Raw genomic sequence first — 16,819 nt, forward strand, 5'->3', positions numbered from 1 at the left:
CTATTATGTTACTTTTTGTCATGTGTGTATTCCTCAGTTAAGAGTTTATATTTTGCAAAATAATTCTATCATTCTGCTGCGAATACACCGCTTATTTCTATATTAGATTTTCATCATACACTAGATTCGAGTATAACTCGTACATTTTGGTATCTCTATAAACATTGAGAATACAATCTAGCTAATAATTATTCATTTAGCATAATTAAAACAATACTAATTAATTTGTGTCAATTTGATTTTAATAACCATTAGGAGAATAACCAATGACTATAAAAAAATTATCAGGAATAATACTTACTTCTGTAATATGTGTAAGCTTACTTGCTTCATGTGGTCCGAATAAAAAAGAACGTGCTTTGCAAGATCTAGAACAACAGCAAAGCCAATTAAATGAACAAGCTAAACAAGATCAATTAGAAGCCAACACACTAACAACTGATGCTGGAAATCTTGATAAAGAAGCTAAAGCTGATACTTCTAAGTCTCAGTATGACAAAGATCAGGCAAATGTTCTAAATGCTGAAGCTCAACAAAATCTTTCAAAAGCAGCTAGCCTAGATGCACAAATTGAGAAAGCAAAATCTGACGCAACAGAATAAAACATCTCAAGTTTTAAACTATTCTAACCCCATTTTTCTTCGTATTCTTTTTTATTCCAGCCAGTTCTAGCATAGTTGCCATCTACGACTAAAGGTCTTTTGAATAATAGAGCATCGGTAACTAAAAGCTCAAATGCTTGTTGCTCTGACAAACTATCAAATTTTTCTTTAAGACCCATCTCTAAAAAGAGCTTGCCTCTAGAGTTGAATAAGTCTATTACTTGAAAATTACCAATTTGTTTTATCTCTTTCATTTCTTGCCAAGTAGGTTTATTTTGTCTGAGATTTATATATTCAACTTTCTTGCCTTTTTCTTCGAAAAACTTAAGAGTATTTCTTACGCTTGTACAATTATTTATCCCAAATACCTTTATCATATTATTCTCCTTCTTAAACTAATAAAAGAAACCTTTGATTCCATCAAAAATCATTTCTACCGAAATAGCAACTAGCATCAAACCCATAATTTTTGAAATAACATCTATAGCATGCTCTCCAAGAAATGTCGATATTTTAGGAAGATACCTAAAGAACAACCACAACACAATTGCCAAGAACAACAAACATAGATTTGCAATAACTTTTGACTCGATAGTAGCAAAATATTCATGTGAATCTGTAATTACAGTAGCTATTGTCCCTGGACCAGCTAATAGAGGTATAGCTAAGGGCACAACTGCTAAATCTCTAGCAGAAACAGCTTTTACTTTAGTATCTGATACTGGCTGTGCTAATACTCCCAAAATTCTCAAGCCAAAGAATAAAACAATCACCCCACCACCAGCACGAAAAGCATCTTGGTTAATACCAAAAATAGACAAGATATCATTACCAAACCATACCATTAGACTAAGTATAGCTAAAAATGCTAATATCATTGTGAAGACAATTGTGTTCTTCTCTTTTTGATCTGATTGTTTTACAGTATCAAGATATATTCCAGCTAATGAAAATGGATTAATTATTGCAAATAAGCTAATAATAAACTTTAAGATAATTGCTATTTTGACTCCTAAAATCACAATATAAAAATTCAATTTATAAAACGTTACACAAATACTATTTACCTAGAAACTAAATGTAAACCCGCAATATACAATTTTTATTCAAAATAAACAGTATTATCCTTATATGTCTTCAATATAATATCCAGCTCTTCTTTTGTAAGCTTATGAGATAATTTTGGCAACTCATTAATATCAAAAAAATCTACCTTATTAACCTCAAAATTTGGGCTATTCTCACCACCCACAATTTCTGCTACAAATACCAAACTATAAACATTATAAATTTCACTTTGAGTATAATTATTTCTATCCATAAGCGCTAAAAATTTAGTCACTTTAATATCATAACCCGTTTCTTCTTTAACTTCTTTGATACATGTTTCAGCTGGCGAAAGATCAATATCACACCAACCACCTGGAATAGTCCATTCATTTGGAGTATCGACATCTTCAGCCATTAGAAGTTTATTATTTTGAAAAATAACCACTCGCACACCTGGCTGCGGTGTTGGATAATACATATCCCTGTATATATCATAAGGTTGCACATCAGACTTGATATACTCATGTAACATCTTTGAGCTCAGCTCTAATAGCTCATGGTAATTATCCAAGGCATATGGACATTTAGAATAAACAACACCCGTATGAGATATTGCTTGGACTTTCTTTATAAACTCAAATATTTTATCTTTATGCATCAATTTATTTTTTCAAAACAAATAAAGTAAAATATATCACATATGCAACTTAAGATTAATGGCTAAACTTAGCTATAATATTATTTACAAGGCATTAAAGTAGTCACAATATATGAGAATAGAACATATTGCAATTTGGGTTAAAGATATTAAACTAATGAAAGATTTTTATTGTAAATACTTTAATGCAAAACCAAATGATAAATATATAAACCCCATAAAAGGCTTTTCTTCTTATTTCTTATCTTTTGAATCTGGAGCAAGATTAGAAATTATGCACTCAAAAAACATGAACAATTTAAATCTCGATAATACAGAAAGATTTGGTTTAATTCATCTTGCTATATCAGTAGGATCTAAAGAAAAAGTAGATCAACTAACATAACAACTAAGAAATGATGGTTTTAAAATCACAGGTGAACCTAGAATCACAGGCGATGGATATTATGAAAGCTGTGTATTTGACCCAGAACAAAATTTAATAGAAATCGCAATCTAACAAAAAATCGTTATACCAAAAAATCAAAACCTACTATAAATTAATCTTTTTTGTTTTTATGTTTTTTACCACCATGGACTTTACATTTCTTTAGATCATCTTTTAAATTAGCTTTTTCTACACAGGCTTGTTTTTCTTGCAACATTTTAAGAATTTGTTGCTTTTTAGCCTCAAATTTTTGTTGCTTTACTTGTTGATTATCTACATTTGTATTCGAATCTGTTGCACTATCTGCAGCAAAAATAAGTACTGGAGAAGCCAATAGCAACATTAATAACATTTTTTTCATATCTTGCTCCCTAAACTATCAAAAATGAAAAGAATTATAGATTTAATATACCACACATATATTGGTATTATCACTATAATACTTGTCACTAAATTCTAATTCTTTGAACATTAAGACATCATAAATCTATTACCTCTATACCTTATAGAAATAAAAAATGACTAAACTACTGAATATGTAAATATATAATAAAAATTTACACAATATACAGAATGATACAAATAAAATTAACCTTTTTTGATTTCAGCAATCTTAGCTTTCCAAAACTTAGGGCCTTGCTGATGCGCTGAAACACCAAGAGAGTCTACAGCAACAGTTACTGGCATATCTTCTACTTCAAACTCATAAATAGCTTCCATACCAAGATCTTCAAAAGCGACAACTTCCGCTTTCTTGATTGATTTAGAGATTAGGTAAGCAGCGCCACCTACTCCCATAAAATAAATAGCCTTATTTTTTGCAATAGAGTCAATAGTAGCCTGACCTCTTTCTGATTTACCGATCATACCCGCAATACCTGCTTTCTCTAACATAAATGGTGTAAATTTATCCATACGCGTAGCTGTAGTAGGACCTGCAGGGCCAACAACTTCATCACCAACTGGATCAACTGGACCTACATAATAGATAAATCTACCTTTAAGATCTACAGGGAACTCTTCGCCAGCATTATACATATCCTGTAAACGCTTATGCGCTGCATCACGACCAGTCAAGATCTTACCTGTCAATAAAACATTATCACCAGATCTAAGAGCTTCGATTTCTTCTTTAGTAACTGTATCAAGATTGATTTTCTTAACATCATCATTTTGTGCTTGCTCGATTACTGGCCAATCTTCGATTTTAGGCGCTGGCAAATCAACAGCCCCAGAACCATCTAATGTGAAATGCACATGACGAGTAGCCGCACAGTTAGGAATAAGAGCTACAGGCTTACATGCCGCATGAGTTGGGTATTCATTAACCTTAACATCAAGCACAGTTGTCAAACCACCAAGACCTTGAGCACCTATACCAAGAGCATTGACACGATTATAAATATCTAATCTTAGTTGCTCAGTCTCATTTTGAGGACCATTTTTGATGATATCTTGCATATTAATCTCTTCACCTAGAGATTCTTTTGCAAGAAGCATAGCTTTCTCAGCTGTACCACCAATTCCGATACCAATAATTCCTGGTGGGCACCAACCCGCTCCCATCTGTGGAAGCATCTCTTCTACCCAGTCGATAATGCTATCACTAGGATTTAAAACTTTAAATTTTGACTTAAACTCAGATCCACCACCTTTTGCAGCGATATCAATCTCAATCTTATCACCATGAACCAAATCAATATGTACAATTGCTGGTGTATTATCTTTTGTATTTTTTCTAGCTCCATAAGGTGGAAAAACCATAGATGCTCTCAAAGGGTTATGTGGATCATTATAGCCACGACGCACCCCCTCGTTAACAAGCTCTGTAATTGTTCTATCAGTTTTATCAAGCTTAGCATCCATACCAACTTTTACAAACGCACACACCATACCTGTATCTTGACAGATTGGACGCTTACCCATAGCAGACATTCTTGAATTGATAAGAATCTGTGCCATCGCGTCTTTTGCTGGCTTTGATTCCTCACGTTGGTACGCTTCATACATTGCATCAATAAAATCTTTCGGGTGATAATATGAAATATATTGCAATGCTTCTGCAACACTATTTATTAGATCTTCTGTCTTGATAACAGCCATTAGCTAATCCTCTTGTTTTTAAATACAATATTCACCTTTATTATATCAATATTAGCGAATGTTTTTTAAGTTTATAATCTTTATTATATCCATTTGCTATAGTTCTTAAAGCAACCAAGTAAGCCTCAAATATTTATGATTAGCACATATGAGAAACTACTTACACAAAAAAACACTAAGCCAACGATAACTCCATTAATAACTTTATCTTTCTTAGATTTAAGTGTTCCTTTCCTAACACTTTGCTTATACAAAGTCCTAACAACTACCACCGTAGCTATCAAACCAATTAAAATTGCAACCACACTAGCCAATAACATAATAATTACACGTCCACGTAATTCACTCTTTGCTTAAACCACTTATCCACCAATTTCTTTTTTAGATGTGGATATTCACTTTCCACTATAGCTGTAGCACTAGATATTTTATCATAATTATCATAATACTCATTTATATCAAAAGTCTTAAATGTTGAGACTCCTGATTGCTCTTTGCCTAAAATATCCCCCGCTCCGCGTATCTCGAGATCTTTCTCAGCCAAATAAAAACCATCTTGCGACTCTCTTACAAGCGATAGTCTCTTCTTGCCAACTTCACTTATCCTATCACTATATAGCAGTATACAATAACTCTCCTTTGCCCCTCTACCAACTCTTCCTCTTAGCTGATGAAGCTGAGATATGCCCAATCTTTCAGCATTATCAATAATCATAATACTTGCATTTGGCACATCTACTCCAACCTCAATCACTGTAGTAGCGACCAACACTGTGTACTTTTTGGCTTTAAAATCACTCATCTCTTGTATTTTATCTTTTGACTTCATACTGCCATATACAAGACCTACATTTTCCTTACCTAACACTTTTACAAGTTCTTTATGCAAAGTTTTAACATCCTGCAAAAAGTCCATATTTTCAGACTCTTCAACCAAAGGACAAACCCAATATACTTGTTCACCACGAGATACTGCTTCTTTAACTTTACCTATCAAACTTTGTTTTTTAGCCCTATTTAAAACTGTTGTTACTATAGGTTTACGATTAGGTGGTAACTCATCGAGTATTGATAGTTGCAAATTTCGATATAGAGTCATTGCTAGAGTCCTAGGAATAGGTGTGGCTGAAATTATTAGCTGATGAGGTGCCAAATTCTTATCATTTAGAGATGATTTATTAATTAAAGCTAAACGCTGCTCAACACCAAACCTATGTTGCTCATCGACAACAACCAAACCTAAATTACAATACTCGACACGCTCTTGGAACACAGCATGAGTTCCGACAATAACACAATCTTTTTTAGACGTAATAACTTCTAAACTTTCTCTAGTTTGCTTTGCAGTTAATTTACCTAATAGTGGCACAACCTCAACATCGAAATCTGCCATATATGATGCAAAAAAACTATAATGTTGCTCAGCTAAAATCTCTGTAGGCGCCATCACAACTGCTTGATATCCAGACTTAACCGCAGCATATACAGCCATAGCTGCTACAATTGTTTTACCAGCGCCAACATCACCTTGCAGAAGCCTTATCATTGCATTTGATTGACTTATATCTGCTAAAATCTCTGTGATTGTACGTTGCTGAGCTTGGGTTAATTGATAAGGTAGCTTTTTATAAAATTCATTTTGCTGAGACTCTTCTAAAGACAATCTTGGAGCACTACTATTTGTTATACTTTTACGAATACTCTCCTCAGCAAGTTTGTAGGCAAGCATTTCTTCAAACTTTATAGAAGATCTAGCAATATTTATAAGTTTGTCATCTATAGAATCTGTAAGAGCATGAACATAATACAAGGCATCACCAAAACTCATCAAACCAAATCCACGCAATAGCTGTCTTGGTAAAATATCTGCAACACTTTTACTTTTAAGGCAAGATAAAATTATTCTAGACACTACTTTATCAGAGACCTTTTTTAACCGATAAACTGGTGAAAACTCTTTTTTGATAGCACACACACCATCTTTTATAACTGCCCATTCTGGATGAACCATTTGTGGATTCAACGATAAATCGACTTTACCATAACAGCGCACATATTCAGCATTTTCAAGCGCAACTATTTGATTAGGGTAAAATTTAAACATTACAATAGTACAAATTCCAGTCTCATCATTTACTATAAAGCGTAAGAATTTCTTACCAAACTTCTTGTATGTTAAATTGGTTATTCTACCCTCAATGAGATACTTCTTATCTGTCACCAAAGAACTTATGGTGCTGACAAAACGAGTATCTTTGTACTCTTTAGGAAAGATTGTCAAAAGGTCATCCGGATTATACAGATTATATTTAGCTAACGCTTTAATAGTTGCCTCACCAACACCTTTGACTTCATTAAATTGCATAAACTTTTAAATCAGAAAGTCGACTGAGTTGAATTTTAACATCTCAAAAGTCAAATTAACAATTCAATTGCTAATACAATCATTTATTGTTAAATTTGAATAATCTATTTATAACTAAAAAGCATAAACATTATGAAACAAAAAGTTTTTATTGCGATTTCGATTACATCAATTTTAGGATTAACTGCATGTGGACAGACTGGAGCTTTATACTTACCAGATGAAAAAAGTGCAAGCTCCGGTTCTACTATTGCTACTTCAGGCTCTAGCATGATGAATAAATCCAAACAACAAAACTCATCATCAAACAATGCCAATGAGAAAATAGATTACGATCCGAGCACTCCATCAAGATACGTTAACCCAACTACTGCTCAAGCTTATGAAGGAGAAGGCAACTTTAATTACAATAGCAATATTTTGGATTCAGAGCAAGCAGACGGAACTCCCATAATATAAACTCAAAAGTTATTATTCACAGACAAAACTAATAAAACTTATTTATATTACAGGTTTACTTTTTATACAAAAAATAATAAAATCTTCGAGATATTGTATAAAAATAATAAATAAATTTGCCCAGGGAGGGTTTCTAGATGTCTAAAGTTTGTATAGTTACAGGTAAAAGACCTGCTACTGGTAATAATGTTTCTCACGCACAAAACAAAACAAGAAGAAGATTTTTACCTAATCTTCATACTCATAGATTTTGGGTTGAAAGTGAAAATAAATATATCAAGCTAAAAGTTAGCTCAAAAGGTATGAGAATCATTGATAAGAAAGGTATCGATACTGTTCTTAGTGATCTTAGAGCTCAAGGCCACAAAATTTAATCAAAGTTTTTTATAAAAGGAATAAAAAAATGAGAGAAAAAATTAGATTAGTTTCTTCTGCTAAAACTGGACACTTCTATACTACTACTAAAAACAAAAGAGAAATGCCAAATAAAATGGAAATCAAAAAGTTTGATCCTGTTGTTCGTAAGCATGTAATGTATAAAGAAGCTAAAATCAAATAAGATACATTCTTAAACTTTTAAGGCCTTACACATGAAGCAAGCTTTTCATTTTAAAGGTGGTAACTATACTATCAGTGCCATTAATATTAATGTAACTGAAATTACACAGATTGAGAGTTTACTAAACTCTAAGCTTTCGCAGTCACCATCCTTTTTCCAAAATACTCCTTTTGCGATTGATATTCGTGATATAGACAAAAGTGAAAAGTGCACTATCAACTTCCTAGAGAAAGTCATTGAATCATTCAAATCCAATGGTATGGTTCCTATAGGCTTTGTAGTTGATAATAAGGAAATAAAAACTCAACTAGCTAAAGCTGGACACAACATACTCAAAGGCGGGAAAGCTAAAGATGCTAACGCCGAGGATGAAAAACAGTCTTCAATAAAAATAATCACCTCTCCTGTTCGAACTGGCCAATCAATCAATGCTCGTGATGCTGACGTAATTGTTACTGCCAATGTCAATAATGGCGCCGAAATCATTGCTGATGGTAGCATCATTGTATATGGTAGAGTTGGTGGTAGAGTAATTGCTGGTAGCTCAGGAAATAAAGATGCTAAAATAGTATGTAAGGACTTAAAAGCGGAGTTAGTATCTATTGCAGGTAAATATGTTACACTTAACAATGAAAGTATACCTGTCGACAGTTCTAAAACTGATGGATATATAGTGTACTTACAAGATGACAAAATCCATATAGAAGGTTTTTAAAATTTTTAATAAGAGGCTTAAGCTAAAATGAGTGAAAAAAAGCAAGGTAAGGTTTTCGTAGTTACTTCAGGTAAAGGCGGTGTTGGTAAAACAACTTCAAGTGCAGCTATTGCATATGCTTTTGCAAAAAGAAACCTTAAAACAGTTGTTATTGATTTCGACGTTGGTTTAAGAAACCTCGACCTTATTATGGGTTGTGAAAGAAGAGTCGTTTATGACTTAATAAATGTTGTAAGAGAAGAAGCAACTATAAATCAAGCTATTATTAAAGATAAAAGAATCGATAATTTATATCTTATTCCTGCATCTCAGACTAGAGACAAAGATGCTCTAACTGAGGAAGGAGTAGATAGAGTAATTGAAGAATTAAAACAAGCATTCGATATCGTTATATGTGACTCCCCTGCTGGTATTGAAAAGGGTTCTCTAATGGCTATGAGATGTGCCGATGCGGCAATCATAGTAACTAATCCTGAAGTTTCATCAGTTAGAGACTCTGACAGAATAATAGGCATGTTATCGAGCAAGACTCTAAAGGCTCAAAAAGAAGGAGAATTCAAAGAAATTCATCTTCTTCTAAACAGATATGATTCAGCTAGAGCAAAGGCCGGCGCTATGCTAAAGGCTGAAGATGTTAGTGAAATATTATATACACCTATCGTAGGTATAATTCCTGAGTCCAAAGATATTCTTGAGGCTTCAAACAGTGGGCACCCTATAACACATCTTGATGATACTATAGCTGCCAAAGCATACTTTGATGCTGTGGATAGAATTCTTGGTAAAGATATACCAATGAGATATACAGAACAGAAGACAAGTTTCTTCAAAAAATTAATAGGTAAATAGTAACCATGTTAGCTAAACTTTTTGGATTGGGTAAAAAACAGCAAAGCGCATCTTTAGCAAAAGAGAGACTTCAGATTATTGTTGCTCATCAAAGAAATGAACTACATCCAAGATCTTCAAAAATAAGTAGTCATTTACTTGCTGAACTTAAAGATGAGATTATTGAAGTTGTCAAAAAATATGTTGCTTTATCTGAAGATAATATTCGCGATATCGACATAAAAGTTGAGGATAGCAGCAAAAATTCGACTATTGAAGTTAACATCCCCTTCAATTAATTATTCATTTAAATAATGAGCAATATTGAATTCAAAAATGTATCTTTCTATAGGGGTGAACGTTGTATCTATGATGATGTCACTTTTTCGATCCCAACAAATAAAATAACAACAGTCTTAGGCCCATCAGGCGCTGGTAAAACTACAATTCTACAACTTATCGCCGGACTAATTAAACCTGATTGTGGTGAAATATATATTGACGATTATAGTATCAAAAAAAATACCAAAGAAAAGTATCTAGCCCAACTGCGTAAAAAAATGGGCTTTCTATTCCAGTCAGGAGCTTTATTTACTCATCTGAGTGTATATGACAACATCGCCTTTCCCTTACGTAAAAATACTAATTTAAATGAGAGTTTAATTAGAAATATTGTTTTACTAAAGCTTCAGGCAGTTAGATTAGCACATACTATTGACATGATGCCTAGTGAACTATCTGGAGGAATGGCTCGTAGAGTCGCGCTTGCAAGATCAATAGCTATGGATCCTGACATCATGATGTATGATGAGCCATTCACAGGTCAAGATCCAGCTTCTTTTAACAAATTATTAGAACTTATTTCAACACTAAATGAATCATTGGGAATGACTTCTTTAATTGTCTCTCACGACATACAAGAGTCATTGAACATTTCTGATCATATTATAATAGTTGGCAACAAGAAAGTCATAGCTAGTGATACTCCTGAAAATATAAAAAATAGTAAAGATAAACAAATACAAGATTTTTTGGCTGGTAGGCCTCTAGAGAATAACAGTAAAAATTCTGTAGATAAAAACTTCTTTTATAAAAAAATTTTGAGGTAATTATGTCAGTTTTTAATAATATATATAAACTTACAATTTCACTTATATATAGTTTTTTAAAATCTATTGATCTTGTATTAAGAATAGTTTTTAGTAAATTAAGCATAAGAGACTGCATAACTCAGATAAAAGCAGTTGGTGTTAACTCTATTATTATTATAGTGACATCTGGGATTTTTATAGGATTAGTATTAAGCCTACAAGGTTACTATACATTGTCAAAATTTGGGGCTCACTCGCTACTAGGCGTAATGGTTGCTTTAAGTGTTCTAAGAGAGCTTGGTCCTGTAGTTACTGCTATGCTTTTTGCTGGGCGGGCTTGTAGCTCAATCACATCTGAAATTGGACTAATGAAGGCTACTGATCAAATCAATAGCCTAAAGGTTATGAATGTTAATCCAATTAGCTTTATATTATCCACAAGATTCTGGGCATGTGTAATTAGTGGACCAATCTTAGCACTTATCTTTGCAACAGTTGCAATACTTGCTGGATTTGTACTCGCAGAAGCTGGATTAGGGATAAGTTATGGAGAGTTCTGGAGCAATATTCAATCGTCTGTCACAATCTCAGATATTACAAACGGTATTATTAAAAGTTTGGTTTTTGCATTCATAACTGCATGGATAGCACTATACCAAGGTTATTATTGTATTGCCGATTCAAATGGCATAGCTAAAGCCACGACAAAAACAGTAGTATATTGCTGCATGAGTGTGTTAGGTGCAGATCTAATTTTAACATCAATTATGTTTGGAGGAATTTAATGAGGAACAAGCATTTTGAAACCTCTGTAGGAATTTTTATTATCATAGGCGTTTTATGTCTTATATTTTTAACATTCAAAGTAAGTGGAACCTCTTTTAAGTCCTTTGGATCAAATGAATACACAATTGAAGCAGATTTTAAGAATGTGGGATCTCTACGCACAAATGCTTCTGTGAAAATTGCTGGTGTAGAAGTAGGTAGAGTGACAAAAATTTCATTAGAAAAAACCTATAATGGCTTTATGGCTGCGGTCACTATAGCAATAAATAGCGACAAGAAAATTCCTGCTAACTACTCTGCTGCAATAGCAATGTCAGGTATATTAGGAGATAACTATGTTGCCTTAACTCCTCCTAGTGAGGATATAATGTCTATAGCTGGTATTGGTGCTACTGAAAATAACTCTGAGCAAGATGAGTATTTACACCAAGGTAGTGTAATAAAGCTAGAGAACACACAATCTGCTCTAGATCTTGGGTCACTGATAAATACTTTTGTTACAGGAAAAGATGAAGACAAAGGCAAGTGATGTAATTTGCTACTTTTAAATATATTGTTTTTGTATTAAAATTTATGCTCGTAAATTAAATCTAGGGAAACTGACTATGCTACGTAAAATTTCAATTTTGTTTGTAATTATGGTGGTAACCATATCAAGTGCTTGGGCTATAGAGAATCCTGTTGATATGCTCAATAGAGCTATAGTAAAAACTCAAGATAAGCTAATCAAAAATGCTGATGAGTATAAACAAGACCCATATAAATCACTTCGCCTTGTTGATGCAGAAATTATTCCAATTGTTGCACCTAAAGTGATTGCTCAACTTGTAGTTGGCACTCCAAAATGGAAACAAGCAACTCCAGAGGAACAAAAACAATTTATACGTTCAGCAACTGAGATGTTAGCGTTTATGTATGCTAAAAATGTTGCCTACGCAGGAAAATATAGATTGACGCTATTCCCATTCAACAAGGATGACAATAGCTGGGAGAAAAAGCCTATAGTTGTAGTAAATGGTAAAATTACTAACATTGATAACAATCAAAGCTCAGACTTTGCAGTGAAAATGTTTCAAAAAGATAATCAATGGCATATATATGACTTTGATGTTGCAGGTGTAAGTATTCTAAGAACATATCAACAACAATTTGCAGCCTATAAAACTGTTCCAGAAATGACAGAAGCTGCTCAAAAAGTTACTCAAAAAATCAAAGAAAAAACATATCCAAAACTTTTAGACAAAAACTATAATCTTCAAAGTATAGAATGATAACAATAAATAATAATAAATGGGTTATAGAATCAGAATTGACTCTAAAAACAGTTTCACAACTCTATAAGACATACAAAAAAGAACTATCTAAGCTAGGCAATATATGGATTATTGATTTTTCAAAATGTAAAAAAATCGATAGCTCAGGCTTATCACTAATAATTGAATATATAAAATGCGCTAAAAAAGATAATATACAACTAAAGCTAGAAAATATTGATCAAAAAACACTTTCTCTAGCGAAAGTTCACGGTGCAAACACTATACTAGAAGAATACATAATTTAGTAATATTGGGAGAAAATATGACAAAAGAACAACTTAAAGATATTTTAGAAAATTCACTAACCAACTGTAACGCAGATATTCAAAGCGATGATAATGTACACTTTTCAGCTACTATAATTGCTGATGATTTTAACGACATGAAAAGCAAAGTTAAAAGACAACAGTTGGTTTATTCTAAAATAAATGAGTATATCCTTTCTGGTGAACTTCATGCTATAGCAATGAAAACTATTGCTACTAATGAAGCTAAGTAATTACTATACATCCATAGTACTGAATCAAAACTAATATTTCTTGTACTTGAGTCACTCTTTAAATCATACAAAAATATAATTCCCCTATCGATTGCTATTATATTTATGAACTAGACAGAGTGATTGTTATAGTTGTTATAGCATACTTCTACAACTAAAAAATGAAAATATAGATATTTTAAAAGAATATAATAAGTTAACCTTGCTCAGCAAGAGTCTGTAAAGTGGCTGCTGGAGAATCTGCATCTCCTGGTAAGTCAGCTTTAGCATCATTAATTTGAGTTTGAAGTTTTTCTGATTCTGTTTCGATAGTGTCATCTTTATCAGTGTGAGCCAAGTCAAGAGCACTACTGTCTTTTGAATAACTTTGATCAAATGCTTCTTGAACTTGAGTAGCTTTATTAACAGTACCAATATTACTCTTAAATATCACTGGTGGCTCTGAAGACTTAGCAGCTGCTGAACCAGTCGTAGCAATCTTGCCTTCTATGTTATCATTATCCATTCCTAATACACCAAGTACCGCCATGTCTGTTTGAAGTGCTGCATCATCTTTACGTAGATCTTGCTTAAGCACTTTAGCTATACCATAGTCATAACTTTGTAGATAAGCATTTCTCATTGCTATATATGGATCTACTGATACCTCTTTCAAATTCGAGTAAGAAGGCAAGTATGATACACCCTGATTCACATAATATGTACCGGTAGTACCAACACTCACACCCCAAGAAATAGCTGGCGCTACAGGCGCAAAGAAGAATATATACGTCAATGGATTAAATAACGCATCTACACCTGTTGTAACATCCTCTAAAGTACCTGGTCCAATCAAAGGCCATACAACATAAGGAGATGCCTCATTATCATCATACACGCCCCACTTATGTAAAGTAACCGCAAAGCTTTGCTGATATCTCATTGGCTTATTGAACCAACTATCCACGACATCAAAATAACCCGCAAGACCTAAAGTCGTATTTATCAAGAATCTTACACTATCATCACCAGCATAATCTAATTCACCCTGGAATAAATCATTCACAATTCTCGCAGGTTCTGCTAAATTTTGGAATATATTAAATATACCACTTTTGAACGAGTCTGGAACAGCCGTATCATAAGCATTTGCTGCTGGAGTCAATGTTTCATAGACTTTATCATTAAAAGCATACATTGATCTGTTATAACTCTCAAAAGGATCTCGATTATCTTTAGTTACTTTCATGCTCGAACAACTACCCAAAGTCATCCCAACAATTGACAACATTAAAATATTCTTAAAGCTTGATTTCATTAAAATTAGCCTCTTATTTCAGGTTGGTAAAAATATACGACCCTATTATAGTAAATTAGTATCAAAAACTCTAATAAAAATTTTCTTAGATACTATATCTTTGATATTATTTAAAAAATATATATCTAATAAAAAATAATAAGCATGAGCAATATAGATAATAATGAAGTTGATAAGTTTTCTCGTTTAGCCAGTGACTGGTGGAATCCAAATGGAAAATTAAAAACCCTACACCAAGTAAACCCTTTAAGATTAGAATTTATCAAAAAACATATAGACTTAGATAATAAGAAAATTATTGATATAGGTTGTGGTGGTGGAATTCTAACAGAATCATTAAAAAAACAAACTAATGATACTTATGGATTAGATGCTTCTTCACAAGCTATTAGTGTGGCTAAAGAGCATGCAAAACTAAACAATCTTAAGATAGAATATGTAAGCTCTACTATCGAAGATTTTGTCACAGAAAATGATAACAAATTTGATATTATAACTTGCATGGAAATGTTAGAGCATGTTCCAGATCCTGAAAGCATTATTGCTTCTATCTCAAAACTTATTAAGAAAGATGGACTATTTTTTGCATCAACATTAAATAGAAATCTTAAGTCATATTTATTATCTATAGTTGCTGCTGAACACATCTTAAAAATGGTACCTCAGGGAACGCACCAATACACTAAATTTATTAAACCTTATGAGCTTATAAAAACAGCTGAAAAATATGGCTTTAGTGCAATCGAAATAACTGGTGTACACTATAATCCAATCACTGATAGCTTTAAGCTTGGTAAGAATACCGATGTTAACTATATTGTGGCGTTCAAGAAGGTATAAATTATGCAGTATAACTATTTTAATTATCACAATGAGAAGCTCCCTCCATATGGATCGGTAGTTTACTTTGCATATCGTAAACTTAGTACAGAAAAACAAGAGATTCTTTATCTTCTTGACCAAATAAAATCTCAAATAATTTCATGTACCGAGCTATACAATAATATTGAGATCGCCAATGAAAAAATGAATTGGTGGCTAAAAGAAGTAAATAGCTTAAATAATGATAAAAGTATTTCATCCCCTCAACTAAAAAAATTAGCTGAAGTTTTTGATGCTAAAACCCTATACAAGCATTTAGCAGATGATATAAGTACATCTATAGATAATAGTAGTGCTACAGAAAGAAATTTTGAATGCCATATATCTAATAATTTTTCGGGTATAGAAACTTTGAAGGTTATGTATCTAAATGATTTTGCAACAATTGATGAATCTTTGATTAAACAAGTTAATATTAATAATGAGATAATAAGACATATTTTTTGTATGCCTAAACATTTTTATAATCAGATCTCGTTTAATAATAAGATCACACCTACTATTTCTAATGAAGATTTTAGAAATATAGCTAATCAATGGTTACAACATTACAAAAAGATAAGCCTGAGCAAAAAGCTTAAACCATTAGAGAAAATCAATAATATCCATTATAAAATGGTAAAAAAATATATTAAGAAAGTTGATAGCCCCTTCAAAGAAACATTACATTTCTCTCCATTAAATTTACTATTTTACTCGATTTAAGGATAGTAGCAGATGATGCATAAATATAAACTACTTGTATTCTTTTCATACTTACTTAGCATAAATCTAGCGACTGCAGTGCCATCACCCTACCCTTACACGGGATCTATAGAACAACCGGACTTCAAGTATGATAAAAATCTAAGCCCCTATGTTAGTAACTATGGTCCACTCTATAATCAACAATATCAACCTATTAAAACAAACTCTTCTCCTTATCAAGTCAACCTTCAAGGTCAAAATAGTCCAGCAGGATTTTATACAGGCATTAGCAAAAACTTTACCTTCTAATTTTTCAGTTTAACAAATAACTCTATTGCTAAATAGCTCGATTAAAGTGTATATTCGCTAGATTGTATTCTGAAAGTTTTAAATAGTTGAAAGAGAGTTCCAAATATAGTTTATTAGGTTTTGACGAAACTAAAATAAACGATAAGGAACTAAAAAATGCCAAAGCACTTAACTCTTTCAAATAGA

The 16,819-nt window shown here is 32.5% G+C and carries 24 protein-coding genes; 16 read left to right on the forward strand and 8 right to left on the reverse strand.

Features of this window, described 5'->3' with window-relative positions:
* Window positions 1-266: 266 nt before the first annotated feature.
* On the forward strand, window positions 267-602 hold the full coding sequence (locus F8C69_RS03630) for a hypothetical protein (RefSeq protein WP_159184234.1): 336 nt from the start codon (window positions 267-269) through the stop codon (window positions 600-602).
* 23 nt (window positions 603-625) lie between these two features.
* Here F8C69_RS03630 and F8C69_RS03635 read toward each other — a convergent pair whose 3' ends face one another.
* The 3 genes from F8C69_RS03635 to F8C69_RS03645 form a co-directional block, all read right to left on the reverse strand.
* On the reverse strand, window positions 626-979 hold the full coding sequence (locus F8C69_RS03635) for an arsenate reductase family protein (RefSeq protein ID WP_159184235.1): 354 nt from the start codon (window positions 977-979) through the stop codon (window positions 626-628).
* Between the two features lie 18 nt (window positions 980-997).
* Window positions 998-1,639: a MarC family protein gene (locus F8C69_RS03640; RefSeq protein WP_201751485.1), complete on the reverse strand. Its 642-nt coding sequence runs from the start codon at window positions 1,637-1,639 to the stop codon at window positions 998-1,000.
* Between the two features lie 65 nt (window positions 1,640-1,704).
* Entirely contained in the window at window positions 1,705-2,310 is a 606-nt protein-coding gene (locus tag F8C69_RS03645) for an NUDIX hydrolase N-terminal domain-containing protein (protein ID WP_159184236.1), read from the reverse strand.
* Window positions 2,311-2,422: 112 nt separating this feature from the next.
* Here F8C69_RS03645 and F8C69_RS03650 point away from each other — a divergent pair, with 112 nt between their 5' ends.
* Window positions 2,423-2,695 carry a VOC family protein gene (locus F8C69_RS03650; RefSeq protein WP_234384259.1) on the forward strand — a complete coding sequence of 91 codons (273 nt, stop codon included), beginning with the start codon at window positions 2,423-2,425 and terminating at the stop codon, window positions 2,693-2,695.
* A 154-nt stretch (window positions 2,696-2,849) separates the two neighbouring features.
* On the opposite strand, the gene F8C69_RS03655 is transcribed toward F8C69_RS03650, so the two are convergent.
* From F8C69_RS03655 to F8C69_RS03670, 4 genes are all read right to left on the reverse strand, one after another.
* Entirely contained in the window at window positions 2,850-3,098 is a 249-nt protein-coding gene (locus F8C69_RS03655) for a hypothetical protein (protein ID WP_159184237.1), read from the reverse strand.
* Window positions 3,099-3,325: 227 nt separating this feature from the next.
* Window positions 3,326-4,840 (reverse strand): fumarate hydratase, encoded by a 1,515-nt coding sequence (locus tag F8C69_RS03660; RefSeq protein WP_159184238.1) that lies wholly within the window; start codon window positions 4,838-4,840, stop codon window positions 3,326-3,328.
* 125 nt (window positions 4,841-4,965) lie between these two features.
* Window positions 4,966-5,160, reverse strand: a complete 195-nt coding sequence (locus F8C69_RS03665; RefSeq protein ID WP_014714414.1) for a hypothetical protein — start codon at window positions 5,158-5,160, stop codon at window positions 4,966-4,968.
* A gap of 5 nt (window positions 5,161-5,165) precedes the next feature.
* Window positions 5,166-7,205, reverse strand: coding sequence for an ATP-dependent DNA helicase RecG (locus F8C69_RS03670; RefSeq protein WP_159184239.1), 2,040 nt, complete (start codon window positions 7,203-7,205; stop codon window positions 5,166-5,168).
* A gap of 132 nt (window positions 7,206-7,337) precedes the next feature.
* On the opposite strand from F8C69_RS03670, the gene lptM reads away from it, so the two are divergent.
* The 12 genes from lptM (at window position 7,338) to F8C69_RS03730 (ending at window position 13,458) form a co-directional block, all read left to right on the forward strand.
* Complete coding sequence (lptM, locus tag F8C69_RS03675; RefSeq protein ID WP_159184240.1) at window positions 7,338-7,664, forward strand: LPS translocon maturation chaperone LptM; 327 nt, start codon at window positions 7,338-7,340, stop codon at window positions 7,662-7,664.
* Between the two features lie 137 nt (window positions 7,665-7,801).
* The gene (gene rpmB, locus F8C69_RS03680; protein ID WP_004286518.1) at window positions 7,802-8,038 is read left to right on the forward strand and encodes a 50S ribosomal protein L28; all 237 of its coding nucleotides are present in this window, start codon (window positions 7,802-7,804) and stop codon (window positions 8,036-8,038) included.
* 29 nt (window positions 8,039-8,067) lie between these two features.
* Window positions 8,068-8,223, forward strand: a complete 156-nt coding sequence (gene rpmG / locus F8C69_RS03685; protein WP_004286519.1) for a 50S ribosomal protein L33 — start codon at window positions 8,068-8,070, stop codon at window positions 8,221-8,223.
* A gap of 31 nt (window positions 8,224-8,254) precedes the next feature.
* The gene (gene minC / locus F8C69_RS03690) at window positions 8,255-8,938 is read left to right on the forward strand and encodes a septum site-determining protein MinC (protein ID WP_159184241.1); all 684 of its coding nucleotides are present in this window, start codon (window positions 8,255-8,257) and stop codon (window positions 8,936-8,938) included.
* 27 nt (window positions 8,939-8,965) lie between these two features.
* Window positions 8,966-9,787 (forward strand): septum site-determining protein MinD, encoded by an 822-nt coding sequence (minD, locus tag F8C69_RS03695; protein ID WP_159184242.1) that lies wholly within the window; start codon window positions 8,966-8,968, stop codon window positions 9,785-9,787.
* Window positions 9,788-9,792: 5 nt separating this feature from the next.
* The gene (gene minE, locus F8C69_RS03700) at window positions 9,793-10,065 is read left to right on the forward strand and encodes a cell division topological specificity factor MinE (RefSeq protein ID WP_012279974.1); all 273 of its coding nucleotides are present in this window, start codon (window positions 9,793-9,795) and stop codon (window positions 10,063-10,065) included.
* A 15-nt stretch (window positions 10,066-10,080) separates the two neighbouring features.
* Window positions 10,081-10,875: an ABC transporter ATP-binding protein gene (locus F8C69_RS03705; protein ID WP_159184243.1), complete on the forward strand. Its 795-nt coding sequence runs from the start codon at window positions 10,081-10,083 to the stop codon at window positions 10,873-10,875.
* Window positions 10,876-10,877: 2 nt separating this feature from the next.
* Window positions 10,878-11,642 carry an MlaE family lipid ABC transporter permease subunit gene (locus F8C69_RS03710; RefSeq protein WP_004286524.1) on the forward strand — a complete coding sequence of 255 codons (765 nt, stop codon included), beginning with the start codon at window positions 10,878-10,880 and terminating at the stop codon, window positions 11,640-11,642.
* Window positions 11,642-12,172 (forward strand): outer membrane lipid asymmetry maintenance protein MlaD, encoded by a 531-nt coding sequence (mlaD, locus tag F8C69_RS03715; RefSeq protein ID WP_159184244.1) that lies wholly within the window; start codon window positions 11,642-11,644, stop codon window positions 12,170-12,172. Before F8C69_RS03710 ends, mlaD begins: the two co-directional genes overlap by 1 nt.
* A 76-nt stretch (window positions 12,173-12,248) precedes the next feature.
* Window positions 12,249-12,914, forward strand: a complete 666-nt coding sequence (locus F8C69_RS03720; protein WP_159184245.1) for an MlaC/ttg2D family ABC transporter substrate-binding protein — start codon at window positions 12,249-12,251, stop codon at window positions 12,912-12,914.
* Complete coding sequence (locus tag F8C69_RS03725; RefSeq protein ID WP_159184246.1) at window positions 12,911-13,204, forward strand: STAS domain-containing protein; 294 nt, start codon at window positions 12,911-12,913, stop codon at window positions 13,202-13,204. The genes F8C69_RS03720 and F8C69_RS03725 overlap by 4 nt, the downstream gene beginning before the upstream one ends.
* A gap of 17 nt (window positions 13,205-13,221) precedes the next feature.
* Window positions 13,222-13,458, forward strand: coding sequence for a BolA/IbaG family iron-sulfur metabolism protein (locus F8C69_RS03730; protein ID WP_004286528.1), 237 nt, complete (start codon window positions 13,222-13,224; stop codon window positions 13,456-13,458).
* Between the two features lie 196 nt (window positions 13,459-13,654).
* On the opposite strand, the gene F8C69_RS03735 is transcribed toward F8C69_RS03730, so the two are convergent.
* Window positions 13,655-14,755: an MlaA family lipoprotein gene (locus F8C69_RS03735; RefSeq protein WP_159184247.1), complete on the reverse strand. Its 1,101-nt coding sequence runs from the start codon at window positions 14,753-14,755 to the stop codon at window positions 13,655-13,657.
* Window positions 14,756-14,899: 144 nt separating this feature from the next.
* Between F8C69_RS03735 and ubiG the strand changes: the two genes are divergently transcribed.
* Window positions 14,900-15,595 (forward strand): bifunctional 2-polyprenyl-6-hydroxyphenol methylase/3-demethylubiquinol 3-O-methyltransferase UbiG, encoded by a 696-nt coding sequence (gene ubiG, locus F8C69_RS03740; RefSeq protein WP_159184248.1) that lies wholly within the window; start codon window positions 14,900-14,902, stop codon window positions 15,593-15,595.
* Between the two features lie 3 nt (window positions 15,596-15,598).
* Entirely contained in the window at window positions 15,599-16,342 is a 744-nt protein-coding gene (locus F8C69_RS03745) for a hypothetical protein (RefSeq protein WP_159184249.1), read from the forward strand.
* Window positions 16,343-16,819: the final 477 nt, after the last annotated feature.

It is taken from the genome of Francisella noatunensis subsp. noatunensis (assembly GCF_009823375.1).
GTDB classification, from domain to species: Bacteria; Pseudomonadota; Gammaproteobacteria; order Francisellales; family Francisellaceae; genus Francisella; species Francisella noatunensis.